21 protein-coding genes are annotated in these 22665 nt (G+C 58.8%); 5 read left to right on the top strand and 16 right to left on the bottom strand.

All coding sequences use genetic code 11. The annotated features are described in order from the left end of the window. Positions 1 to 27: 27 nt before the first annotated feature. Together HQL44_09225 and HQL44_09220 are read right to left on the bottom strand one after the other, a co-directional pair. Positions 28 to 705, bottom strand: a complete 678-nt coding sequence (locus tag HQL44_09225) for a cyclic nucleotide-binding domain-containing protein (protein ID MBF0268763.1) — start codon at positions 703 to 705, stop codon at positions 28 to 30. A 287-nt stretch (positions 706 to 992) separates the two neighbouring features. Beyond that, complete coding sequence (locus HQL44_09220) at positions 993 to 1301, bottom strand: TusE/DsrC/DsvC family sulfur relay protein (GenBank protein ID MBF0268762.1); 309 nt, start codon at positions 1299 to 1301, stop codon at positions 993 to 995. Between the two features lie 140 nt (positions 1302 to 1441). Between HQL44_09220 and HQL44_09215 the strand changes: the two genes are divergently transcribed. Then, the gene (locus HQL44_09215; protein ID MBF0268761.1) at positions 1442 to 2749 is read left to right on the top strand and encodes an ActS/PrrB/RegB family redox-sensitive histidine kinase; all 1308 of its coding nucleotides are present in this window, start codon (positions 1442 to 1444) and stop codon (positions 2747 to 2749) included. Continuing rightward, entirely contained in the window at positions 2736 to 3266 is a 531-nt protein-coding gene (locus HQL44_09210) for a response regulator transcription factor (protein MBF0268760.1), read from the top strand. Before HQL44_09215 ends, HQL44_09210 begins: the two co-directional genes overlap by 14 nt. 145 nt (positions 3267 to 3411) lie before the next feature. Here HQL44_09210 and narI read toward each other — a convergent pair whose 3' ends face one another. The 6 genes from narI to HQL44_09180 are packed head-to-tail and all read right to left on the bottom strand — an operon-like array spanning position 3412 to position 12783. After that, positions 3412 to 4101, bottom strand: a complete 690-nt coding sequence (narI, locus tag HQL44_09205; protein MBF0268759.1) for a respiratory nitrate reductase subunit gamma — start codon at positions 4099 to 4101, stop codon at positions 3412 to 3414. Between the two features lie 12 nt (positions 4102 to 4113). Beyond that, complete coding sequence (gene narJ, locus HQL44_09200; protein ID MBF0268758.1) at positions 4114 to 4698, bottom strand: nitrate reductase molybdenum cofactor assembly chaperone; 585 nt, start codon at positions 4696 to 4698, stop codon at positions 4114 to 4116. A gap of 11 nt (positions 4699 to 4709) precedes the next feature. Further along, the gene (gene narH, locus HQL44_09195) at positions 4710 to 6254 is read right to left on the bottom strand and encodes a nitrate reductase subunit beta (GenBank protein ID MBF0268757.1); all 1545 of its coding nucleotides are present in this window, start codon (positions 6252 to 6254) and stop codon (positions 4710 to 4712) included. A 24-nt stretch (positions 6255 to 6278) separates the two neighbouring features. After that, positions 6279 to 10031: a nitrate reductase subunit alpha gene (locus HQL44_09190; protein ID MBF0268756.1), complete on the bottom strand. Its 3753-nt coding sequence runs from the start codon at positions 10029 to 10031 to the stop codon at positions 6279 to 6281. Between the two features lie 23 nt (positions 10032 to 10054). Continuing rightward, positions 10055 to 11452, bottom strand: a complete 1398-nt coding sequence (locus HQL44_09185) for a NarK family nitrate/nitrite MFS transporter (protein ID MBF0268755.1) — start codon at positions 11450 to 11452, stop codon at positions 10055 to 10057. A 44-nt stretch (positions 11453 to 11496) separates the two neighbouring features. Then, positions 11497 to 12783: a NarK/NasA family nitrate transporter gene (locus HQL44_09180; protein MBF0268754.1), complete on the bottom strand. Its 1287-nt coding sequence runs from the start codon at positions 12781 to 12783 to the stop codon at positions 11497 to 11499. A 207-nt stretch (positions 12784 to 12990) separates the two neighbouring features. On the opposite strand from HQL44_09180, the gene HQL44_09175 reads away from it, so the two are divergent. Beyond that, positions 12991 to 13737, top strand: coding sequence for a cyclic nucleotide-binding domain-containing protein (locus tag HQL44_09175; GenBank protein ID MBF0268753.1), 747 nt, complete (start codon positions 12991 to 12993; stop codon positions 13735 to 13737). Between the two features lie 24 nt (positions 13738 to 13761). Here the strand turns inward: HQL44_09175 and HQL44_09170 are convergent, their stop codons facing one another. The 6 genes from HQL44_09170 to HQL44_09145 form a co-directional block, all read right to left on the bottom strand. Further along, complete coding sequence (locus tag HQL44_09170; GenBank protein ID MBF0268752.1) at positions 13762 to 14409, bottom strand: NapC/NirT family cytochrome c; 648 nt, start codon at positions 14407 to 14409, stop codon at positions 13762 to 13764. Positions 14410 to 14428: 19 nt separating this feature from the next. Then, on the bottom strand, positions 14429 to 14851 hold the full coding sequence (locus HQL44_09165; protein ID MBF0268751.1) for a nitrate reductase cytochrome c-type subunit: 423 nt from the start codon (positions 14849 to 14851) through the stop codon (positions 14429 to 14431). 80 nt (positions 14852 to 14931) lie between these two features. Further along, a complete protein-coding gene (gene napH / locus HQL44_09160) occupies positions 14932 to 15867 on the bottom strand; it encodes a quinol dehydrogenase ferredoxin subunit NapH (GenBank protein ID MBF0268750.1) in 936 nt (311 codons plus the stop codon). Next, a complete protein-coding gene (gene napG / locus HQL44_09155) occupies positions 15864 to 16655 on the bottom strand; it encodes a ferredoxin-type protein NapG (protein ID MBF0268749.1) in 792 nt (263 codons plus the stop codon). The genes napH and napG overlap by 4 nt, the downstream gene beginning before the upstream one ends. Before the next feature lie 39 nt (positions 16656 to 16694). Beyond that, entirely contained in the window at positions 16695 to 19175 is a 2481-nt protein-coding gene (gene napA, locus HQL44_09150) for a nitrate reductase catalytic subunit NapA (protein ID MBF0268748.1), read from the bottom strand. Beyond that, positions 19172 to 19483: a chaperone NapD gene (locus tag HQL44_09145; GenBank protein ID MBF0268747.1), complete on the bottom strand. Its 312-nt coding sequence runs from the start codon at positions 19481 to 19483 to the stop codon at positions 19172 to 19174. Before HQL44_09145 ends, napA begins: the two co-directional genes overlap by 4 nt. Positions 19484 to 19493: 10 nt before the next feature. Here HQL44_09145 and HQL44_09140 point away from each other — a divergent pair, with 10 nt between their 5' ends. Both HQL44_09140 and HQL44_09135 read left to right on the top strand, forming a co-directional pair. Beyond that, positions 19494 to 19718 carry a hypothetical protein gene (locus tag HQL44_09140; GenBank protein ID MBF0268746.1) on the top strand — a complete coding sequence of 75 codons (225 nt, stop codon included), beginning with the start codon at positions 19494 to 19496 and terminating at the stop codon, positions 19716 to 19718. A gap of 417 nt (positions 19719 to 20135) precedes the next feature. Beyond that, complete coding sequence (locus tag HQL44_09135; protein ID MBF0268745.1) at positions 20136 to 21530, top strand: D-alanyl-D-alanine carboxypeptidase; 1395 nt, start codon at positions 20136 to 20138, stop codon at positions 21528 to 21530. Here HQL44_09135 and HQL44_09130 read toward each other — a convergent pair. Continuing rightward, the gene (locus tag HQL44_09130; GenBank protein ID MBF0268744.1) at positions 21508 to 21909 is read right to left on the bottom strand and encodes a gamma-glutamylcyclotransferase; all 402 of its coding nucleotides are present in this window, start codon (positions 21907 to 21909) and stop codon (positions 21508 to 21510) included. The genes HQL44_09135 and HQL44_09130 overlap by 23 nt on opposite strands. Positions 21910 to 21911: 2 nt before the next feature. After that, positions 21912 to 22628, bottom strand: a complete 717-nt coding sequence (locus HQL44_09125) for an isochorismatase family protein (protein ID MBF0268743.1) — start codon at positions 22626 to 22628, stop codon at positions 21912 to 21914. Positions 22629 to 22665 lie beyond the last annotated feature (37 nt).

Genomic DNA, 22665 nt, shown 5'->3' with positions numbered 1-22665 from the left:
GCCGAATCGGTCGGATTCCGGCTGTAACTATTCGTAAAGCACTGAATCGCTGCAGTAATCTCGCAAATCCGCGACGCTTTCCACATAAATGCCTTCATCCACCGTCGAAACGCCCTGCTCGCGCAACTTGGCCAAGGCTCGAGACAGGCTTTCGGGCTTCATCCCTAACTGGCTGGCCAGGATCTTCTTGTCATAGGGAAGGCGAATCTTCAGATTTCCCTCGTGATCGCCCGCCAGGGCCAGAATGTAACTGGCCAGACGCTGTTCGGTCGTTTTCAGCTTCAATTCGCCCACCTGCTTGACCAGAAATCGCAAATGCGAGGAAATGCTGGCCATCATCAGCAGCACGAAGCGGAAGTCTTTTGAAATATTCTGGAAAAAGGCGTCGGCGGGCACCCTGATCAAGCGCGATTTTTCCAAGGTGCGCGCCCCGAAGGGGAAACGGCCACGATCAAAGATCGCCTCTTCGCCAAAAGTATCGCCCTGTTTGACGACTTCGATGATGCTCTTGCGCCCGGCCTTGTCGGTCACCAGCAGGGCAACCTGTCCCGAAAGCAGGATGTAATAGCAATCGGCGGGGTCGTTTTGCATGAACAGGTCGGTTTCGCGCGAGGCCAGGACGATTTCGGCCCCCTCCAAAATCTGGCCGACATCCGCAGGGGTCAGGCTGGAAAACAGGTGCAGGCGGCGAATCTGCTCGATCATCTCGGCAGAGAACCCCTCCCCGCTGCCATCCTGTTCCGCTCTCTTGCTCCTGACAGGCATCGTCTTTCGATCTCCGGCCCCAACTCGTGCGTCATCGCACCAAGGGCGCATCTTTCAACTGATTATCATATAAATTCACCGGGCTGTCTTTTGCTTTGACGAAAGTCAACATATTAAGAATTAGCCGCCCGCAGTAAAGGCAGTTCACATAAACCGAATATACAAAGGACAGACTGGGCAAATATTCCCCGCCTTAATATCCTGCCTGGATTGCACCGCCAAAATAATCAGCCGGTGCTCCAGGCCCTGGGGCGGCGCATCCCTGCCACCTTGCAAGCCTGCTGGACGTAACCGTATGGAAACAGCTCAAAAACGCGGTTTCTGCCGGACCCCAGGGCTTGGCTTAGATGCTTCATGACATGGCGCACATCGGGGGCGACCTTGTGCTGCTGAAGGTAGGAGCGCATGTAATTCATGGCTTCCCAATGTTCATCCGTCAGTTCGATATTTTCACGCCTAGCAAGTTCCTTTGCCACATCTTCGTTCCAATCTTCCGGTTCGACCAGATATCCTTCGGCATCGGTTTGGATTTGCATGGCGTCGCTCCCGTCATCTTTACTTAAGTGAAGCCTAATATCTGCGCCAGATTCCGACATGACGTTGGTCAAGCGCCAGCGCGGCTTGCGGCTTAATAAAAGTCAAGGCGCGACGGCTTGTCCTTTGACAGAATTCGCCGATGCTACCTCGCCCCGCCTCCGATCAAGCAGATTTTCCAACCGGCCTGGAAACGCCCGAGTTGCAAACCCGGCTGGACATTCTGGTCCAGATCCGCTGGATGGCGATCTCGGGGCAATTGGCAACCGTCGCCATCGTCGAAGGCGCCATCGGCAACCTGCCTCTTGCCCCTTTGCTTGGCGTCATCGCGGCCTCTGTTCTTCTGAACGCGGTCCTGACCTTCGGCAAAGTCAAAAGCCGCATTACGGAAACCCAGGCGGCTTGGTACCTTTCGTTCGATATCCTGCAACTGGCGCTGATGCTGGGCCTGACGGGCGGGCCAACCAATCCCTTCGCCATTTTCATGCTAGCACCCGTTGCGGTGGGCGCCGCCGTCCTGGCCCCCCAGCGCGTCGCCATGCTGGTTGGGTTTTCCGTCTTCACCTTGTCGGCGGTCGCCATGTGGCATCTGCCATTGCCGATAACGCTTCACGCCGACCAGCTATATATTTTCGGCGCCTGGATGGCGATGTTGCTTGGCGTCGTCTCGCTGGCCTTTTTCACCTGGCGTATGGCCGACGAATCGCGCAATGCCGCCGCCGCCTATTCGCAAGCGCGGATCGTTCTCGCCCAGGAAGAGCGTATGGCCGAAGTGGGCGCCTTGGCCGCCGCCGTGGCGCACGAGATGAACACCCCCCTGGCCACCGTCTGCCTGCTGGCCCGCGAGGTAGGCGAGCAATTGCCAGCCGACAGCCCCGTGCAATCCGACCTGCGGATGCTGCTTAGCCAAGCCAACCGCTGCAGGGACACTTTGGCCCGGCTGACCAGCAATAAGGGCCGCAATGCCGCCGTGGAACACGAACCCATACCGCTGCCGTCCCTGGTCGAGATGGCGGCCGCCACGCATGCGGAAACCTCGCCCGTTCCCATTTTTTTCGACCATCACGCCGATTCCGAAGCCGGTGACATGCCGGTCCCTTGGGTCGAACATAAACTTGAGATCCTGCACGGTCTTAGCAACCTGATCCAGAACGCCATCCAGTTCGCCGCCAGCCGGGTCGAGATCCATACAGCCTGGAACCGGCAAAGCTACTCCGTGCATATCGTCGATGACGGCCCTGGATTCGCGGCGCATCTGCTGGGACAATTGGGCGAGCCGTACATTTCGGGGCGCAGCGAATCCAGCTCGGCCCATCTGGGGCTTGGGGTCTTCATCTCGAAGACGCTATTATGCCGGACCAAGGCGACTGTCCATTTTTCAAACCTGCCCGAAGGCGGCGCGGAAGTGAGGGTAACATGGCCAAGGCAGACGGCGAATGAGCGGAAATAACCAACTGTTGCTGGTTGACGATGATGCGCCATTCCTGGCCAGCCTGTCGCGCGCCATGGAACGCCAAGGGTTCAAGGTCTGCGCCGCGTCTTCCTTTTCTGAGGCCCTGACCCTGGCCGAAGACGCAAGGCTGGATTACGCCGTCGTCGATTTGCGACTGGAAGACAGCAACGGCCTGGAACTGGTCAAGCTGCTGCGCGGCATGCAGCCCGCCATGAAGATCGTCTTGCTGACCGGCTACGGCAACATCGCCACGGCCGTTTCCGCCATCAAGGCGGGCGCTCTCGACTTTCTGCCCAAGCCCGTCGATCCCGATCACTTGAAGGCCGTGCTGCTGGGAAAGCCGGTCGAAACGGTGGAAATCGCCGCCAATCCCATGACGCCAGAGCGCGTGCGCTGGGAGCATATCCAGCGCATCTTCGACGAGACCGGCCACAATGTCTCCGAAACGGCCAGGCTGCTGAAGATGCATCGGCGCACCTTGCAACGCATTCTGGGCAAGCACGCGCCGGATTGACTTTCCATAAAACAATCGCGCCGGAGAGTTTGAACTCTCCGGCGCTTGCTTCGCCCATGTCTTGAAGGAGGGAAGGGGGAGCAGACACGAGCTAGGCAACGATCCGGCAAACAGGTCAAATCTACCGGAAAGGATAGCAGAAGGATTAGGCCGTTCTCCTTTTCTCCCGCACGATCTGATAGGCACGGCCGAGATAACCGATCGGCGCGCTCCAGATGTGGACCAGACGGGTGAAGGGGAAGAACAAGAACATGGTCAGCGCCGCCGTGATGTGCATCTTGTAGACGGGGCTGACGCCAGCCAACAAGCTGGGATCCGGCCTGAAATAGATCATGCTTTGCACCCATTCGGCCAAGGCGAGCATCGCCCCCGCATCGCCATGCTCAGCATGGCTGAGCGAGACGGGGATGGTGGACAGGCCCAGCAGCAAGGTCAGCATGATCCAGGTCAGGATGAACAGATCGCGTCCGCGGCCGGCCGCCTTCACCCTTGGATTGAACATTCTGCGCAGCCAGAGAATCAGGCCGCCGATCAGGGCCATGCCGCCGAAGACGCTGCCGGCAATGATGGCCATCCATTGGTGCGACATGTCTGAAACGCCCAGGGACAGAAACACGCTGTGCGGCGTCAGCAGGCCAACGGCATGGCCGAAGAAAATGGCCAAAATGCCGATATGGAAGAAATTGCTGGCGAGGCGCATTCCTGACTTGGACAGGAATTGCGTCGAGTCCGCCTTCCAGCTGTACTGTTCGTGGTCGAAGCGGACCCAACTACCGATCAGGAAGATGGCCAGGGCCAGATAGGGATAGGCTCCGAATAAGAATTTGTCGAGCATGGCAGAAATCTCCTAATCGATCATGGCGCCGCAGGCGGACTGACAGACGTCCTTGGCCGGACGCATATCCTCGCCGCAGGCCTTCGGGTCATCCTTGTATCCGGACATGTCGGCCAGAATTCGAAGGCCTGCATGCCAGGGGCTGGCGGAACGTTCGAGATTGGCCGCTATGACGGCCAGCACCCGCCCGGCTTCCGTAAGGAAGCCGTGGGCTTCTTCGGCGGGAAGCGTATGCAGGAATTCCAGAACGAGCGGCAAATAGTCGGGCAACTCGTTGTCTGGAATCTCGAATCCTCTGGTCCGATACAATTCCGTCAATTCGATCAAGGCGGGTCCGCGGTTTCTGTCGTCGCCACAAAGATGGTGGGTCAGATGCAGGCTGTGCTCGGGCGTCATGTCGAAGGTCTGGACATACTCGGCTTGCAGATCGAGAAGATCGACGCTTCCCAGATAGGCCACAAAGCGTGTGAGCTTTTCCAGATTCTCGAAACTAAGATCGCCCTCGCTTGCCGCACGGCGCTGGATCTCCCCCAGATTTCCCAGCAATTCCTCGCTGGGATAATCCAGAAGAACGGAAATCAGTTTGTATATGGACATATCCGCCTCCCCTACTCGGCCGCTTCGACGGGCGGATCGAGGTTCTCGACCGTCTGTTTTCTGCGTTCCGGGAACAGCGACCAGCCCTGACTGCCTGCCGAGGCGGTATTGCCGAAGCCAAAGCCGTTCTGGCCCTGGAAACCATGAAAGTCCTCGATGTTCAGTTCCGCCTGACTGGTCGGAATGACGAAGCGGTCTTCATAGTTCGCGATGGCGATCAGCTGATACATGTCCTGCGCCTGCTGCTCGGTCATGCCAACCGCTTGCAGCGCCCGCGTGTCAGCCTTGCCATCGACATGGATGGACCGCTGGTAACTGCGCATGGCGATCATGCGGTTCAAGGCCTTCATCACCGGCTCGACCTTGCCAGCCGTCAACAGGTTGGCGAGATATTTCAGCGGCATGCGAAGCGCCGTGCTGATCGGCAAGCAGCCGTCAGGGGCCGTAGGCAGGTTGCCCTGGTCGATCTGCGACTGAACGGGCGACAGGGGCGGAACGTACCAGACCATGGGCAGCGTCCTAAATTCCGGATGCATCGGGAAAGCGATCTGCCATTCCACGGCCATCTTGTAGATGGGCGATTCCTGGGCCGCCTTGATCCAATTGTCGGGAATCCCCTGCTCCCTGGCCTCGGCGATCACCTTGGGATCGTTGGGGTCCAGGAAGATCGACAGATGGGCATCGTAAATGTCTTGCTCGTTGGTGACGGAAGCCAGCGCTTCGATCTTGTCGGCATCATAAAGCATGATGCCGTTCGAGCGGATGCGGCCCACGCAAGATTCCGAGCAGACCGTCGGCATGCCCGATTCCACCCTGGGATAGCAGCCGATGCACTTTTCCGCCTTGCCCGATTCCCAGTTGTAGAAAACCTTCTTGTAGGGACAAGACGAAATGCACATGCGCCAGCCGCGGCACTTGTCCTGATCGACCAGAACGATGCCGTCTTCCTCGCGCTTGTAGATCGACCCCGACGGGCAAGCCGCAACGCATGCCGGATTTAGGCAGTGATTGCAGATGCGCGGCAGATACATATGGAAGGTGTTTTCGAAAGCCTTGTAGATCGACTTTTCGATGTCCTTGAAATTCTGGTCCTGCGAGCGCTTAGAGAATTCGCCCGCCAGATCGTCTTCCCAGTTCGGACCCCAATGGATTTTCTCCATCTTCTCGCCGGTAATCTGCGAGATGGGACGCGCCGTGGGCGCTGCTTCCGACAAGGGAGCTTTCTGCAAATGACCGTAATCGAAGGTGAACGGCTCGTAGTAATCGTCCACTTCCGGCAGGTCGGGATTTAGGAAGATGTTGGCAAGACGGCTGGTCCGGCTGCCCGACTTCAACTTCAGGCGGCCCATTTCCAAAATCCAACCGCCATTCCACTTCTTCTGGTTTTCCCAATCGCGGGGGTAACCAATGCCAGGCTTCGATTCAACGTTGTTGAACCAGGCGTATTCCACGCCCTTGCGGTTGGTCCAAACATTCTTGCAAGTCACCGAGCAGGTATGACAGCCGATGCACTTGTCAAGATTGAACACCATAGCGAACTGTGCACGAATTTTCATGGCACTCTCCTGATCCTGGCCGTCTTACTTGGAGCCGATGCGGGGCGGGTTGAGCTGAGCTTCCCGCTCGGGCGTCAGCGGCCTTTCAAGCCAGTCGACATCCTTGTCTTCGATCTTATGGATAACGACGAACTCGTCGCGCTGGGTTCCCACCGTTCCATAGTAGTTGAAACCGTAAGCCAGTTGGGCATAGCCGCCGATCATGTTGGTCGGTTTGACCACGACACGCGTGACCGAATTCAAGATGCCGCCACGCTTGCCGGTGCTGGGAGAACCAGGAACGTTCACCGTCTTCTCCTGGGCGTGGTACATCATGGCCATGCCTTGCGGAATGCGTTGCGACACAACCGCTCGGGCCACCGTGGCGCCATTGGCGTTGACAGCTTCGATCCAGTCGTTGTCCACGATGCCCACCCGCTTGGCTTCATCTTCGGCCAGCCAGATGTATGGCCCGCCTCGGAACAGGTTCAACATGCGCAAATTGTCCTGATAGGTCGAATGGATGCCCCATTTCGAATGCGGGGTAATCCAATTCAGCACCAAATGCGGCTTGGCTCTGACCGCATCGGGAATGATGTCATGCGACTTCATGTTGATGCCCGGGCGATAGGCGCAGAAGCCCTCGCCGAAATCCAGCATCCATTCATGATCCTGATAGAACTGTGCCCGGCCGCTTAGGGTGCGGAAGGGAATGTGTTCATGAATGTTGGTGTAGCCCGCATTGTAAGAGACTTTCTCGGACTCGATGCCAGACCAGGTCGGCGCCGTGATGATCTTGCGCGGCTGGGCCTGGATGTCGCGGAACGTGATCTTCTCTTCATGACGACCGGCATATAGATGGTGATGATCGATGCCGGTTTTCTTGGACAAGGACGTCCACGACTTGTGGGCCACTTCGCCGTTGGTCTCGGGCGCCATGCGCAGCACGGCTTCGCAGGCGGCGATGTCGTCGGCGATGCTGGGCATGCCTTTGGTGACACCTTCGTCGCGAATGGTGCCGTTCAGGTCCTTCAGTTCTTCATACTCGGCGTCGGTGTTCCAATCGATGCCCTTGATGTTGTTGCCCAGCTTCTTCATCAGCGGGCCAAGCGCGCAGAACTTCTTGTGCGTCTGTCCGTAATCGCGGGTCACAACCTTCAAAAGCGGCATGGTCTTGCCGGGAACCGGCTCGCATTCGCCTTTCTTCCAGTCCTTAACGCCCAGAGGCTGCGCCAGTTCGAACGGCGAGTCATGATGCATGGGCAGCGCCACGACATCCTTTCTGGTGCCCAGATGCTTTTCTGCCAACCCCGAGAAGACCTCGGCGATGGTTTGGAAGATCTGCCAATCGGAACGCGATTCCCAAGCCGGGCTGACCGCTTCCGAAAGCGGATGCACGAACGGATGCATGTCGGTGGTGTTCAGGTCGTTCTTCTCGTACCAAGTGGCCGTGGGAAGAATGATGTCCGAATAGGCGCCCGTCGAGTTCAGGCGGAAATTGATGTCCACCATCAGGTCCAACTTGGCGGTTGGCCCATTCTCATGCCACTTGATTTCCTTGGACTTGTTGCCGTGCGTGCCTTCCTGCAGCACGCCGTTCTGCGCGCCGATCAGGTGCTTTAGGAAATATTCATGCCCCTTGGCCGAGCAGCCCAGCAAATTCGAGCGCCAGACGAACAGGTTGCGGACATGATTCTCGGGCGCGTCGATGTCAGCGTAGGCGAAGTCAAGCTTGCCGCTTTTAAGCTGCTCAACCATATATTTGCCGACGCCGGCTTCATCCGTGGCGCCGCTTTTCTCGGCTTCGTCCACGATCTCAAGCGGATTGCGGTTGAAGTGCGGAGCGGACGGCAGCCAACCCAGGCGCTGCGAGACGACATTGTAGTCGGCCAGCATATAACCTTTGTACTTCGCCTTGGCCGTGGGGGCCAGCAGACCATCAGCCGACACGGTTTCATAGCGCCACTGATCGGTGTGGAAGTACCAGAAGGTGGTCGAGTTCATGTGACGCGGCGGGCGCTGCCAATCGAGGGCAAAGGCGACCGGCGCCCAACCGGCTTGCGGACGCAGCTTTTCCTGACCGACATAATGCGCCCAGCCGCCGCCAGATTGGCCGACGCAACCGCACATATGCAGCAGATTCATGATGCTGCGATAGCTCATGTCATTGTGGTACCAGTGATTGATCGCGGCCCCCAGAATGACCATCGACTTGCCTTTGGTCTTGGAGGCGTTGTCCGCGAATTCGCGGCCCGTGCGGATCAGATCGGCCTTCTTGACGCCTGTGACCTTCTCGGCCCAGGCGGGCGTATAGGCGACATTGGCGTCATCATAGGAACTGGCGACATTGGCGCCGCCCAAACCGCGATCGATGCCGTACTGCGCCACCATGAGGTCGAAGACCGAGGCGACCAACGTCTCTTCTCCATTCGCCAGCTTCAGCTTCCGCACCGGAACGTTGCGGTACAGAATGTCCGGCTCGCCTTCGTTGAAGTGCGGGAAGCCGACGGAGACGACAGAGTCCTTGCTGTCAACGCAGGTCAACTCGGCGCGGATGTCAGCCTGGTTGGCGGCGTTCTTAGGCAGGATGTTCCACTTGCCTTCCTCGCCCCAACGGAAACCCACCGATCCGTTCGGCGCCACGAAGCTCTTTGTGATCTCGTCGTAGACGATGGTCTTCCAGTCGGGATTGTTGCTTTCGCCCAAGGCCCCGTCAAAGTCCGAGGCGCGCAGCAAACGGTCGGAAGCATAGCCCTCGCCGTGCGGACGCAACATGACCTGCATGGGCAGATCGGTATAGGTGCGCGCATATTCCTGGAAGTACGGATCTTGCTTCTTGACGTGGAATTCGTTGAGCGCGACATGGCCCATGGCCAGGAAGGCTGCCGAATCGGTGCCTTGCTTGACCGGCATCCACAGGTCGGCGAACTTCACATATTCGGCATAGTCGGGCGCCATCGACACGATCTTGGCGCCCTTATAGCGCACCTCGGTCGCGAAATGGGCGTCGGGCGTCCTGGTCATCGGCAGATTGGCGCCGGTGATGATGATGTAGGTCGAGTTGTACCAGTCGGCCGCTTCCGGAACGTCGGTCTGTTCGCCCCAGGTCTGTGGGCTGGCGGCGGGCAGATCGCAATACCAGTCGTAGAACGAGCCGCAAGCGCCGCCGATCAGCGACAGATAGCGAGAACCGGCCGCGTAGGAAAGCATCGACATCGCCGGAATGGGCGAGAAGCCGAAAATGCGATCCGGTCCCCACTTCTTGATGGTGTGGATGTTGGCGGCGGCAATGATCTCGACCACCTCGTCCCAGCTGGCGCGCACGAAGCCGCCCAGGCCGCGCACCGCCGTGTACTTCTTGCGCTTGGCGGGGTCGGCTTGAATGGCCGTCCAGGCCTCGACCGCGTCCTTGCCCTTCTTGCGTTCGGCGCGATACATCTCGAGCAGGCGTCCGCGGATCAGCGGATACTTCACCCGATGCGGCGAATACAGGTACCACGAGAAGCTGGCGCCGCGCTGGCAGCCCCTGGGCTCGTGGTTGGGCATGTCCGTGCGGGTCCTGGGATAATCCGTCTGCTGCATCTCGAACGAGACAAGCCCGTTCTTGACGAAGATTTTCCAGGAACATCCGCCGGTGCAGTTCACGCCATGGGTCGAACGCACGACCTTGTCATGCTGCCAGCGCGAACGGTAGGCGTCTTCCCATTCACGGCTTTCGTTGGTGACGATCCCGTGAGAGCCTGAAAAAGAACCGGTGGTCTTCTTCAAAAACAGGAGGCGATCGAGGAAATGACTCATGGCGTTCAACCTTTCCTATGCAATCAGCACTTGATCTCGGCATTCCCGCGCGAATACCACCACCAAGTGGCCATGACGCAGGTGACGTAGAAGATGATGAAGGCGTACAGCGCGGCCTCGGGTCCGCCGGTCATGCTGATCGAGGTGCCGTAGCCCTTGGGGATGAAGAAGGCGCCGTAGGCCGCCAGCGCCGAGCTGAAGCCCAGCACCGCCGCAGCTTCCTTGCTGGCCATCTTGTTGATCTCGGTTTCGTCCAAACGACCGGTGTTCAAACGGCGCTGCTCGGCTTGGAAGATGATAGGGATCATCTGGAAGGTCGAAGCGTTGCCGACGCCGGTGCCTGCGAACAACAGCAAGAACATGGCCAGGAAGCCTTCGAAATTCTTGGCTTCAAGGAAATGCAGCACGCCGAAGACCGCGCCGATCATCAGCAGGAAGGTCCAGAAGGTAACCCGGCCGCCGCCCAGCTTGTCAGAGAGGAACCCGCCGATGACGCGCGAGATGGAACCGACCAAAGGCCCAAGGAAGGCGTAGGTCAGCGGGTTGATGTCGGTGAACTGCGTCTTGATCAGCAGGGGAAAGCCCGCCGAATAGCCGATGAAGGAGCCGAACGTGCCGATATACAGCCAGCACATGATCCAGTTGTGCTTGCGCTTGAAGATGATGGCCTGATCGGAGAACGACGCCTTGGCGGTCGAAAGATCGTTCATGCCGAACCAAGCCGCCAGGCTGCAGGCGATGATGAACGGCACCCAGATGAAACCGGCATTCTGCAGCCACATCTGCTTGGTCACGTCGCCTTTTGCCCAAGTCTGGGCTTCGCCGCCCATGGCGCCGAATACGGCGCCCGCGATCACCAGCGGAACGACGAATTGCACAACAGAAACGCCGATATTGCCGATGCCCGCATTCAGGCCCAGCGCCATGCCCTTCTTGGAGCGTGGAAAGAAGAAGCTGATATTGGCCATCGAGGAAGCGAAGTTGCCGCCGCCAAATCCGCACAGCAACGCCAGGACAAGGAACACGCCATAGGGCGTTGTCGGATCCTGAACCGCCATGCCTGCGCCTGCTGCAGGCAGCAGAAGCGACGCCGTCGACAGGGTCGTCCACAAGCGGCCACCGAAGATCGGCACCATGAACGAATAGAAGATGCGCAAGGTAGCGCCCGAAAGGCCCGGCAAAGCCGCCAGCCAGAACAACTGGTCGGTATCGAACTTGAAGCCGATGTTGGGCAGGTTGACGACCACCACCGACCACACCATCCACACAGCGAAAGCCAGCAGCAAGGAAGGCATGGAGATGAACAAGTTGCGATAGGCAATGCGCTTTCCCTTGGCTTCCCAATAGGCGGGATCGTCGGGATTCCAGTCGGTCAAGGTGTGACTGGGCGTTTGCGGCCGGATGGTGATGTCAACGCTCATTGCGTTTCCCCTTTTCGTTTTTGAATTGCTTTAGCAACACAGACTTATTCAAGCGTATCGGCGGGAGCGACCTTGCGCTTGCGCAAGAGGTCGAGACCGCGAACTTCGGTCCAGTACATCCAGATCAGCGAGACCCAGACGATGGCGTACATCAGCATGAAGCATGAGGAGCGGATGCCCGTCAGATCGACCAAGGCGCCGAACATGATGGGCAGAAGGAAGCCTCCCATGCCGCCCGCCAGACCAACGATGCCCGAGATGACGCCGATATTGTGCGGATAGTCATCCGAGATGTATTTGAACACCGACGCCTTGCCGACGGCCCAGGCCACGCCCATGGCGAACATGAGAATGGTGAAAGTGACCGGTCCCAATTCGATGTGGAACGACTTTGGTCCATTAACCGTGCTGATCGTGAATTCGGTCGATGGATAGGAAAGCAGGAACAGACAGATCCAAGACAGCCACAGAACCCACCAAGTCACCTGATGCGCGCCGTACTTGTCGGAAACCCAGCCGCCGATGGCGCGCAGGACGCCGCCCGGCAACGAGAAGCAAGCCGCCAGCAAGGCCGCCGTTTGAATGCTGAAGCCGTATTCCGTGACGTAATATTTCGTCATCCACAAGGACAGCGCCACATAGCCGCCGAACACGATCGAATAATACTGGCTGTATTTCCAGACCGCCGGATCTTTAAGCGCCTGCAACTGCTCGCGCATGGTGATGCTTTTGCTCACCTTGTGCGCCGGGTCGTCGTAGCTGAAGAACCAGAAGACGGCGCAGGTGACCAACATCGCCACGGCATAGACGGTGGGGACCATTTCCCAACCCCAGGCGGCCAGAATGCCGGGGGCGACGAACTTGGTCAGCGCGGCGCCGGAATTGCCCGCACCGAAGATGCCCATCGCGAAGCCCTGGCGGCGCTTGGGAAACCAGCGAGCGCAGTAGGCGATGCCGACGGTGAACGAACCGCCAGCCAAGCCCACGAACAAGCCGGTAACCAGGAAATGCCAGAATTGGGTGGCGAAACTGATCAACCAGATCGGAATGATCGTGCTGGCCATCAGGAAAAAGAAGACGATGCGCCCACCGAACTTGTCGGTCCACATGCCCAAGGGCAGGCGGATCAGCGAGCCGGTCAAGACCGGCATGGCCGTCAACAGGCCGAATTCCGTTTCGTTCAGGCCCAACGTCTTTTTGATGGGTATGCCGATAACAGCGAACATCATCCAAACGGCAAAGCAGATCGTGAAAGCGAAGGTGCTGCTGCTAACGACGGAGATCTGTTTGCCTGTAATCGGTGGAAGCGTTTCTGCTTGCGTATGGCTCATGTGAGACCCCTCCTGATGGTTCTTTGGAAACGTTGGCCGTTTCTCATGGCAGGCACCATATCGAAGCCCGCGACAAGCTCCCTTGACCAAAGCCATCCCTGCGGCAATTTGTCACGCCAGTTCGGTTTACTTGACCAAGGTCAAGTTTGATACCGGCGGATTCTGACTAGTGTCATGAAGCGAAACTCTATTTGGAGCGCGCAGACGATGAGAACCGTTTTAGGTCAAAATGCCAGAGCAATCGGCGACGACAACGCAAGGGGCCTGACAGCGAACGACCTGGCCACCTTCTCAAGCCTGCCCTTCTTTTGCGAGCTGGGCGAACCTTGCCTTCGCAAGGTGACGCAAGAAGCAAAGGTCGTGCGCTATCAGCGCGGCGACATTCTTTTCCATCAAGGCGAAGAGGCCAAATGGCTGCACATCTTGCTGGATGGGCAGATCGGGCTTGTGGGGTCGGCCAGCGGCGGCGATGAAACTGTCGTCGAAATCTTCAAGAACGGCGAGGTGTTCATCGCCGCCGCCGTCCTGACCAAAAAGCCCTACCTGATGACGGCCAAGGCCCTGACGGCATCAAGGCTTTTGCTGGTTCCGGGAGACAAATTGCTGAGCGAGTTGCGGGACAATTCCGACCTGTCGCTGGCCATGATCATCTCGCTGGCCAAGCACTTCCGCACGCTTGTGCGCGAGATCAAGGATCTCAAGCTCAAATCGGCCAGCCAGCGCCTGGCCCTGTATCTGATGGGGCTGACCCCCAGGCGCGAAGGGTCGGTGATCATGCATCTGCCGCACAATAAGAACGTCATTGCCGGGCGAGTCGGCATTCGCCCGGAAACCCTGTCGCGTCTATTCCAAACGTTGAAGCAGTATGGCGTGGTGTGCGAAAGCCAAACGGTGGCCATTACTGATCTTGGCGTATTGGCGGCCTTCTGCCAGGAAGGCGACGAGATCGTCTAACCTTCCCGGCAAACCGGCTGTCGCTTACTTTGGCTTGCCCATTTCCTTTTCAAGCGCCGCTTCGGCCTCATACGTGCCCTTGGGCAGATTATGGGCAACGCCCTTGTGGCAATCGATGCAGGTCTTGCCATCCTGCACGGCGTCCAAATGACGGTTCCTCGCCCGCTCATTCTGGCGGCTGACGTCCATGGAATTGAAGTTATGACAGTTGCGGCACTCATGCGAGTCGTTTCCCTTCATGGTCCGCCAGACATTCACCGCCAGCTGCAGCCGCTTGGCCTCGAACTTTTCCGGTGTGTCAACCGTGCCCATGAAATGATGATATAGCTCGTTCGACGCCTGGATCTTGCGCTTGACCTTGTGAATCCATTCTTTGGGCACATGGCAATCCGGGCAGGTCGCGCGCACGCCGCTTTTGTTGGTGTCATGCACAGTTCCGGCATATTCAGCGTAATTGATTTCCTTCATCTCGTGGCAGGTGACGCAGAACGCCTCGGTGTTGGTCAATTCAAGCGCCCAGTTGAAAGCGCCCCAGGCCAAGACGCCGCCAACGCCGCCGACCACCAAAAGCAAGCCCAGCGCATAGCGGGACGACGGTGCCTTAAGTGTCTTCCACAAGCGGCACCACAGACCATCCTTGCCTTTGGCGGCGTCTGCATTTTGCGTGCTCATCGTCATCCCCCGCTGTTGCTCAATTTGCCGGTTGCGCTGGCGTGAACTGATTGTTCACCAGCGGCTTGGCGTCGGTTTGCGGCACATGGCACTGGGTGCAGAACCAGCGCGTCTTTGCAATCTTGTCCAGGCGCTTGCCATCGCGATCCATGTAATGCGTTTCGCTGATCTTGGTCGCCCGTTCCTGCGAACTGTAGGGCCAGTCATGACAGCGCAGGCACTGATTGACATTCATGTCGATCTCGTACTTGTCGACCCGGTGCGGAATCAACGGCGGCTGCTGGCGAAAGGCGCGGCCCAATCTTTGGTTCTCGACCGTGTTGTGAATGTCGGGAACCTGATTCGTCTGCTCGACCCTGGCGCCGGGATCGAGCGGTTTCACCTGGGCCATGGCTTGGCCCGAAGGAAAAGCGGCGGCAAGCAAAGTCAGCATGCCCGCCATCAAGGCTGTCTTGATCCATGTGCTCACGGCGAAGTCTCCCATTCCAATAACGTCATTCCTTGCCCGAAGGTCTTCCCCTTCTAGGCGGCTGCTTTTTCCCCCGCTTCCGCCTTTTTTGCGGACGCGACGGCGTCATCTTCCCGATTGGCCCAGCGCGGCGCAAATTCGAAGACGCGCTCCGGGCATACGTCAATGCAGCGCCCGCAATTCGTGCAGTCGCCAGACAGGATGAGCGGCCCCAAACCGCGAGCCGCACCTTTCAAGGCCGGAGAAATCACATGCGGCTCGGGGCAGGCTTTGTAGCAGTCCAGGCAATCGTCGCAGGCCTTGCGCCTAGAGGCGCGCACGCGCAACAGGCTTTTGCTTCCCAACAGTCCATAGAAAGCGCCGACAGGACAAAGGCGGCCACACCATCCGCGCGAGCTGACGGCCAGATCGAACAGGAAGATCGCTGCGACCACCGCCCAGGCCAATCCAGCGCCGTAGAGTGCGCCGAACACCAAGCCGCGATGCAGAATGGTGATGGGATTGACGAATTCCCAAGCCGCCGTCCCCATGACCGCCGAGACGACGAGGACCGCGCCTAAAATCCACAAGCGCGAGGAACGGTTCAGGGCAACCCCCTCGGGCAACCCCAGGCGAACCCGCAACCAGGCGGCGGCGTCGGTCACCAGATTGACCGGACAAACCCAACTGCAATAGGTCCTGCCGCCGATCAAGACATAGGCGACCAGAACAATCCCCGCCCCCAGCAAAGCCTTGCCTTCCAGGCTGTGATGCGCCAGCAAGGCTTGAAGCGCGAACATAGGATCAGTCAAAGGCAGAATGTCCAGGGTCAGACTGGAGGCCAAGGTTCCCTTGGCGATCCAAAGGCCGAACAAAGGGCCGGTCAGAAACAGTGCCAGAAAGAAAAGCTGGGCGGCTCGGCGCACCAACAGCCATTTATACGCCAGCCAGATTCCGTTGCGCTGAACGGCGGCAAGCCCAGGCAAACGATCCTTCGCCAGAGCGCTCATGGCCTAAACTCCTTGAAACCGCCTTGGCTGTTGCGCTCGGGCGCTGGCGGCTTCGGCTCGTCGGAGCCATATCCGCGATCCGGCAGATCGATGGTGTTGTCGATCAGCGCCCCGCCATGCTTTTTCTTTTCTTCCCATCCCAGGCGGTAATGCTTTCCCAACTCGCCCAACGCCAACTTGGGCGGCAAGACCTTGATCGCCGCTTCTTCAAGCACGCAGGACTTCTCGCATTTTCCGCAACCGGTGCAGGCTTCGGTATGCACGACCGGAATGAACAGGGCATGGCGCCCCGTTCGCTGGTTGTGCAGCTGATCCAACGTGATCGCCTTGCCCATCAGCGGACATTCTCGGTAGCAAACGTCGCAGCGCAATCCCAGGAAATTGAGGCAGGCTTCGTGCCCCACCAGGACGGCAACGCCCATCTTGGCTTTCGCGATCTCCTTCAATCCGTGATCCAAAGCGCCGGTCGGACAGGCCGCCACGCAAGGAATGTCGACGCACATTTCGCAAGGCACCTTGCGGGCTTCGAAATATGGCGTGCCCACCGTTGGACCGCTGCCCGGCTCGGCCAGCTTCAGCGTGTTGTAGGGGCAATCTCGCACGCAAAGACCGCAGCGAGCGCAGGTTCCCAGAAAATCCGCTTCTAAAAGCGCGCCGGGCGGCCTGAGCGCCGTCGCGGGCAAAGCCTGCGACTGGCGCACCCACAAGCCCAGGGCGGCCGCAAAGAAACCAGCCGAACAAACCGTTCTGGCCGAGGCGGCCAGGAATTCCCGGCGGCTGGTTTCTATGGTGGATTGCGGCTCGCCCATGACGGCACCAAACCTTCGTCAGACCTTCACGACCTTGACGGCGCACTTCTTGAAGTCCGTTTCCTTCGAAATCGGACAAGTGGCGTCCAAGGTCAGTTTGTTGACCAGCTGCCCTTCGTCGAACCAGGGGATGTAAACGACACCCGCCGGCGGCTTGTTGCGGCCTTGCGTTTCCACGCGCGTCACCACTTCGCCGCGCCTTGTTACCAGTTTCACGCTTTGGCCGCGACGAAGATCGCGCTTCTTGGCGTCCTCGGGATTCATGAAAACCATGGCGTTGGGGAAAGCCCGGTGCAATTCGGGCACGCGCCTTGTCATGGACCCGGAATGCCAATGTTCCAGCACGCGGCCCGTCACTAGCCACAAGTCATAATCCTTGTCGGGCATCTCGGCGGCGGGCTGATAGGGCAGCGCGAAAATCCAGGCCTTGCCGTCCGGCTTGCCGTAGAATTTCACCCCCTCGCCCTGCTTGACGTAAGGATCGTAGCCTTCGCGGAAGCGCCACAGCGTTTCCTTGTTGTCGACCACGGGCCAGCGCAAACCGCGCGATTGGTGGTACAGATCGAACGAGGCCAAGTCGTGGGCGTGACCGCGCCCGAAACCGGCATATTCCTCGAACAATCCCTTCTGCACATAGAAGCCGAAATGTTTTGATTCGTCGTTCTCGAAGCCTTTTTGCAAGTCGGCGAGAGGGAACTTGTTGACTTGGCCGTTGGCAAACAAAACGTCGAACAGCGTCTTGCCCTTGTATTGCGGGGCCTTGGCCATCAACTCGTTGCCCCAAACTTCCTCAACCTTGAAGCGCTTGGAAAACTCCATCAACTGCCACAGATCCGACCTAGCCTCGCCCGGCGCTTTCACCTGCTGGCGCCAGAACTGGGTGCGCCGCTCGGCGTTGCCGTAGGCGCCTTCCTTTTCCATCCACATGGCGGTGGGCAAGATCAGGTCGGCCGACAGCGCCGTGACGGTGGGATAAGGGTCGGACACGACGATGAAGTTGTCCGGGTTGCGATAGCCCGGATAGCCTTCCTCGTTCATGTTGGGGGCGGCTTGCATGTTGTTGGTGCACATCACCCAATAGGCGTTCAGTTTGCCATCCTTCAACATGCGGTGCTGAAGGACCGCGTGATAGCCGACCTTGGGATTGAGGGTGCCCGGCGGCAGCTTCCACATATTCTCGGTGAATTCGCGGTGTTTGTCGTTCGTCACCACCATGTCGGCGGGCAAGCGATGCGCGAAGGTTCCCACCTCGCGGGCCGTGCCGCATGCCGAGGGCTGGCCGGTCAGCGAGAAGGGGCTGTTGCCCGGCTCGCTGATCTTGCCCACCAGCAGATGCACGTTGTAGATCATGTTGTTGACCCAGGTGCCGCGCGTGTGCTGGTTAAAGCCCATCGTCCAATAAGAGGTCACCTTCACCTTCGGGTCGGCATACAGCTTGGCCAAGGCGATCAGCTTCTCCTTGGGCACGCCGGATATCTGCGAAGCCTTCTCGACGGTGTATTCGGCGACGAACGCCTTGAATTCATCGAAACTGATCGGGTCCGACTTGTCGGGCGTGGCGGCGTTCGCCTGATCCTTTTCCAACGGATGGTTGGGACGCAACCCATAGCCGATGTCGGTGACGCCTTTGCGGAAATTGACGCACTTGTCGACGAACGCCTTGTTCACGGCGTTGTTCTGGATGATGTAGTTGCAGATGAAATTCAGAATGGCTAGGTCGGATTGCGGATTGAAGGTGATGGCAAGATCGGCCAATTCATAGCAACGATGTTCGAAGGTCGACAAAACGGCCACCTTCACATGCTCGTTGGTCAGGCGCCGGTCGGTCAGGCGCGACCACAAGATGGGGTGCATTTCGCTCATGTTCGACCCCCACAGCACGAAGGCGTCGGCATGTTCGATGTCGTCGTAACAGCCCATCGGCTCGTCGATGCCGAAGGTTCGCATGAAACCAGCCACCGCCGAGGCCATGCAGTGGCGCGCGTTGGGATCCAGGTTGTTCGAACGGAATCCCGCCTTGAACAGCTTCGAGGCCGCGTAGCCTTCCCAGATCGTCCATTGCCCCGAGCCGAACATGCCGACCGCCGTGGGTCCCGTCTTCTTCAGGGCCTCTTTCCATTTCTGGGCCATGATGTCGAAGGCTTGATCCCAGGTGATGGGCGTGAAGTCGCCGTTCTTGTCGAACTTGCCGTTCTTCATGCGCAGAAGCGGCTTGGTCAGGCGGTCTTCGCCATACATGATCTTGGACAGGAAATAGCCCTTGATGCAGTTCAGTCCCCGATTGACAGGCGCATCGGGATCGCCTTGCGTCGCCACCACCTTGCCGTCCTTGACGCCGACCAGAACGCCGCAGCCCGTTCCGCAGAACCGGCAGACGCCCTTGTCCCAGCGTATATCGCCGCTTTGGGCAAGAGCCTCGGATGGAGCGGCAAGACCAGCCGCCGCAGCCGTCGCAGCCACGGCATTCATCTTGATGAAATCGCGTCTTGTCAGTGTCATTGGATGCTCTCCCCTTGCACTTGGGACTCGTCGAAATGGTGATAGACAAGGGAGGCGGACAGCACTCCCGGTATTTCCTGAAGATTCTTGATGGTCTCGCCCGCCCAGCTATCGGCGGTGTCCTCGACCGTGACGATCAAACGCCCGTCCGACGTTTCTTGATGGATCTCAACGCCGGGATGCTCCTGCAATGCCAAGCGAACAGCCGCTAGGTTCTTGGGCTGCGCATGAACCAGGACGCCGCAAATGTTGATATCGCGGTCATGGCCGTCTTCGGCTTGCTTGCGGATGAAACGATTAATTCGCATCTCTCACCTCATGGGTAGGCGCGAAAAACTTTACGACAGCACAACCAAGGACTTGTCCCCGGCACAACCCGGCATCTGGTCAAATTCCAGCGGCACGCGCCTACCTGCATTAGCCGCCTATGCGGGTGGGGTCGCCTTGACTTTTGTTAAATGCAGCAAAAATGTTAGGGTGTTTCTCTTGATTTTAGGCAAGAGAAGCGAAGGCTTGCGTAATGCCGCCTTCCCCGAAGCATAAGAAAAATGTAATATAGCCCTTGCGGGATCTACAGATCGATTGAGGCGCAATGCCAACTTCAGGAAATCACAAGTGCGATGGTCAACGCGATGGCGCGGCTTGCGCCGCCGTCGCTTCGGTCACGACAAAAAGCGGGCTTCATCTATGCCGCGACTGCGCAGTCGAATACGGCGGGGATTTCGCAACACCTCAAGACGAGAATCGCGTCCGCTGGTTTCGCGACTCGCTATATGACAGCGACGATGGAACATGATTCAAGTCAAGCCAAGTCGAAGCGCCGCATGTTAACCTTACGGCAAGGTTTTCATATTAGCCTGGACGCATGAGTCTGAATTTATTATGGTGATTCCATGATGAATCCGGGCAAATACGCATAGTTGCGTCTTTTTGTTTGAATGTGAATCCAGGATAGAGCGCATGGTTAGTTGGGCAAGACCGTTGAACCGATTCAATGTTTTCCTGACCCTGGCCGCTCTGGCGGGCGTCGTCGCCCTCGCCCACCCCGTCCAAGCCCGTGAAGTCCGCTACGCCTCGCTGATCATCGACGCCAAGACGGGCGAAGTGCTGCATTCGGTCAATCCCAACCAGCGCAATTACCCCGCCTCGCTGACCAAGCTGATGACGCTCTATCTTGTTTTTGACGAACTCAAGCACAAACGCTTGAAACTCAACGATCGCATCACCTTTACCGACAACGCCGAGGCGCAGGCCCCTTCGAAGCTGGGGCTTCGCTCGGGGCAAAGCCTTACGGTCGAGCAGGCCATTCAAGCCATCGTCACCCGTTCGGCCAATGATGTCACCGTGGCCGTGGCCGAGCATATCGGCGGGTCGGAAGAGGATTTCGCCCGCTTGATGACCGCCAAGGCGCGAGCGCTGGGCATGAGCCGCTCGACTTTCGTCAACGCCTCGGGCCTGCCCGACCCCGAGCAATTGTCCACGGCGCACGACATGGCGACCCTGGCGCAGGCGCTGATCCGCCAATTCCCAGAATATTACGGCTATTTCCAGACCAAGAAATTCCGTTTCAACGGTCAGACGATCTTCACCCACAACCGCCTTTTGCAAACCTACCGGGGTGCTGAAGGTTTGAAGACCGGCTACATCCGCGCATCGGGTTTCAATCTGGTGGCCGTCGCCAAGCGCAACGAGCGGCGCCTGATCGGCGTTGTCTTCGGCGGCCAAACGGCCAGCCAGCGCGACCGCCAGATGGCCCAGCTTCTTGACAAGGGCTTCAACACAAAGTTCGGACAGCGCAGGCTGGAACAGATGGGCGACGACGACGCGACCGACGCCAACGACGACGCCGAATCCCTGCCCAAAACGCCTTACGATCTGGCTGATGCCGAACCGCAGGCGGCTCAGCCGCCACAGGCACGGCATACCGTTTCGATGCCTGTCGCACGCCCGAACGAAGATGTCCGCCTGGCCGCCGCCAGCGCCAGCCAAGGCATGCTGCCCGCTTATGCGCCGACGAAACCCGCTGGAAAGCAGGCCAAACCCAACAATCGGATCGAGGAATCGAACCGCCAACCGGCCTGGGGCATCCAGGTTGGGGCTTTCTCGCGCTATGCAACGGCGCATTCGGCCGCGTCCGACGCCCTTCGCAAGCTGGCCAAGAACCTTCCCGCCGGTCGCGCCGTCGTAACCAGCCACCGCGCGCGCGGACAAACCGTTTACCGCGCCCGCCTGATCGGCATTACCGAACAGCAGGCCCGTTCGGCCTGTCAAAGGCTGGACGCCAGCACGCGCGCCGCCTGCCATGTCGTCTCGCCCGAGGATCCCTTGGGATCTACGCAGCAGGCATCCGGTTAAGAAAGCGGCCTTTATGGCGGCGCTGCCAAAGCGACAGATCCCAATCTTGATGCAGGCGGCCCCGAATGCCGGGGCGTGTGAAAAACACCCCAGCTTCGGTTAAGCGTCCGCTCGCCACCCGGACTGTTCTTTTCTCGAGCCGGTATTCGCCGCCTTCATAGCGGATCAGCCTGCCCAGCACCCTTTTTCCAATGTCTTGCGTCAAAAGCCCCTCAACTCGATGGCGGGGCGAAGCGACCAGCATGGGATAATCGGCGCCTGCAACAGGCACACAGCGAAAGCCGTCCAACCAAGCCGGTTCCACCGTCATCTCGCATCCGGCAATGGCTAGACGCAGATCGGCGTCCATCAACGTTCCATAGAAGAACAGCCTGGGCATAGTCAGCCGATGCTGTCGGCCAGCCAAGCCCCGCGCGAGGCCATCAGATACAGCCCCACATGATGGGTTTCCGATTGAGGATGACAGGCGGTGGGCGGCAAACCCAGAATTCGTGTTGCCGCCATGGGAAGATCGTAGGTGGCGCATCCGTCGGCATAGACCACGATGTCTTTCAGACCGGGCATCATCCCGTGATTGCGGGCCGACAGCGCCGTCAGCACGAAATCCATCACGCAAATATCCGTGCAGATGCCGGTCACGACGATGGCTTCCAGCCGATTGTCGTTTACCCAATCCACCATGCGGTTGCGCCCGCTATCCAGATCGAACGAACCAATGAAACCGTTGATGCAATCCTTGCGAATCAAGGTAACGCCCGCCTCGCCCTCCAGCCAGGACAGTGCTGGAACCAAATTCTCTTCACCGGTGCCTGATTCGCAATGAGGGGGATAGGGCGGCTCGGCCTTGCCGGGTTCATGCGTATCCAAGAATGCCGCCACCTTTTGCCCGCGCGCAAGAAACAGCCGGGCCAAACGCTCCGACTCGCTCACCATGCGGATGACTTGATCGTTCGGTTCCGGAGGCGCCAGATAGCCCGCCCCCACAGTGGCGAAACCGTTCACCGCATCGACGATGACCAGTCCCGTCCGCAATTTGGCCGCATCAAAGGGCTTGGCGGCGATGGGCAGGGCTGTTTGCAAATCCGCAAGCAGGGACATTGACTTCTTCTCCCAAATCTCGGCGCACCCCAAGACA

The organism is Alphaproteobacteria bacterium (assembly GCA_015231795.1).
In the GTDB taxonomy this organism is placed as follows: Bacteria; Pseudomonadota; Alphaproteobacteria; order Rhodospirillales; family WMHbin7; genus WMHbin7.
Note: the sequence above shows the minus strand (reverse complement) of the source record. Positions and strands in the feature narration are given on the sequence as shown.

Coding starts and splice junctions, on each gene's coding strand:
- HQL44_09225 (MBF0268763.1), bottom strand. CDS start 705: ATGATCGAGCAGATTCGCCGCCTGCACCTGTTTTCCAGCCTGACCCCT.
- HQL44_09220 (MBF0268762.1), bottom strand. CDS start 1,301: ATGCAAATCCAAACCGATGCCGAAGGATATCTGGTCGAACCGGAAGAT.
- HQL44_09215 (MBF0268761.1), top strand. CDS start 1,442: ATGCTACCTCGCCCCGCCTCCGATCAAGCAGATTTTCCAACCGGCCTG.
- HQL44_09210 (MBF0268760.1), top strand. CDS start 2,736: ATGAGCGGAAATAACCAACTGTTGCTGGTTGACGATGATGCGCCATTC.
- narI (MBF0268759.1), bottom strand. CDS start 4,101: ATGCTCGACAAATTCTTATTCGGAGCCTATCCCTATCTGGCCCTGGCC.
- narJ (MBF0268758.1), bottom strand. CDS start 4,698: ATGTCCATATACAAACTGATTTCCGTTCTTCTGGATTATCCCAGCGAG.
- narH (MBF0268757.1), bottom strand. CDS start 6,254: ATGAAAATTCGTGCACAGTTCGCTATGGTGTTCAATCTTGACAAGTGC.
- HQL44_09190 (MBF0268756.1), bottom strand. CDS start 10,031: ATGAGTCATTTCCTCGATCGCCTCCTGTTTTTGAAGAAGACCACCGGT.
- HQL44_09185 (MBF0268755.1), bottom strand. CDS start 11,452: ATGAGCGTTGACATCACCATCCGGCCGCAAACGCCCAGTCACACCTTG.
- HQL44_09180 (MBF0268754.1), bottom strand. CDS start 12,783: ATGAGCCATACGCAAGCAGAAACGCTTCCACCGATTACAGGCAAACAG.
- HQL44_09175 (MBF0268753.1), top strand. CDS start 12,991: ATGAGAACCGTTTTAGGTCAAAATGCCAGAGCAATCGGCGACGACAAC.
- HQL44_09170 (MBF0268752.1), bottom strand. CDS start 14,409: ATGAGCACGCAAAATGCAGACGCCGCCAAAGGCAAGGATGGTCTGTGG.
- HQL44_09165 (MBF0268751.1), bottom strand. CDS start 14,851: ATGGCGGGCATGCTGACTTTGCTTGCCGCCGCTTTTCCTTCGGGCCAA.
- napH (MBF0268750.1), bottom strand. CDS start 15,867: ATGAGCGCTCTGGCGAAGGATCGTTTGCCTGGGCTTGCCGCCGTTCAG.
- napA (MBF0268748.1), bottom strand. CDS start 19,175: ATGACACTGACAAGACGCGATTTCATCAAGATGAATGCCGTGGCTGCG.
- HQL44_09145 (MBF0268747.1), bottom strand. CDS start 19,483: ATGCGAATTAATCGTTTCATCCGCAAGCAAGCCGAAGACGGCCATGAC.
- HQL44_09140 (MBF0268746.1), top strand. CDS start 19,494: ATGGGTAGGCGCGAAAAACTTTACGACAGCACAACCAAGGACTTGTCC.
- HQL44_09135 (MBF0268745.1), top strand. CDS start 20,136: ATGGTTAGTTGGGCAAGACCGTTGAACCGATTCAATGTTTTCCTGACC.
- HQL44_09130 (MBF0268744.1), bottom strand. CDS start 21,909: ATGCCCAGGCTGTTCTTCTATGGAACGTTGATGGACGCCGATCTGCGT.
- HQL44_09125 (MBF0268743.1), bottom strand. CDS start 22,628: ATGTCCCTGCTTGCGGATTTGCAAACAGCCCTGCCCATCGCCGCCAAG.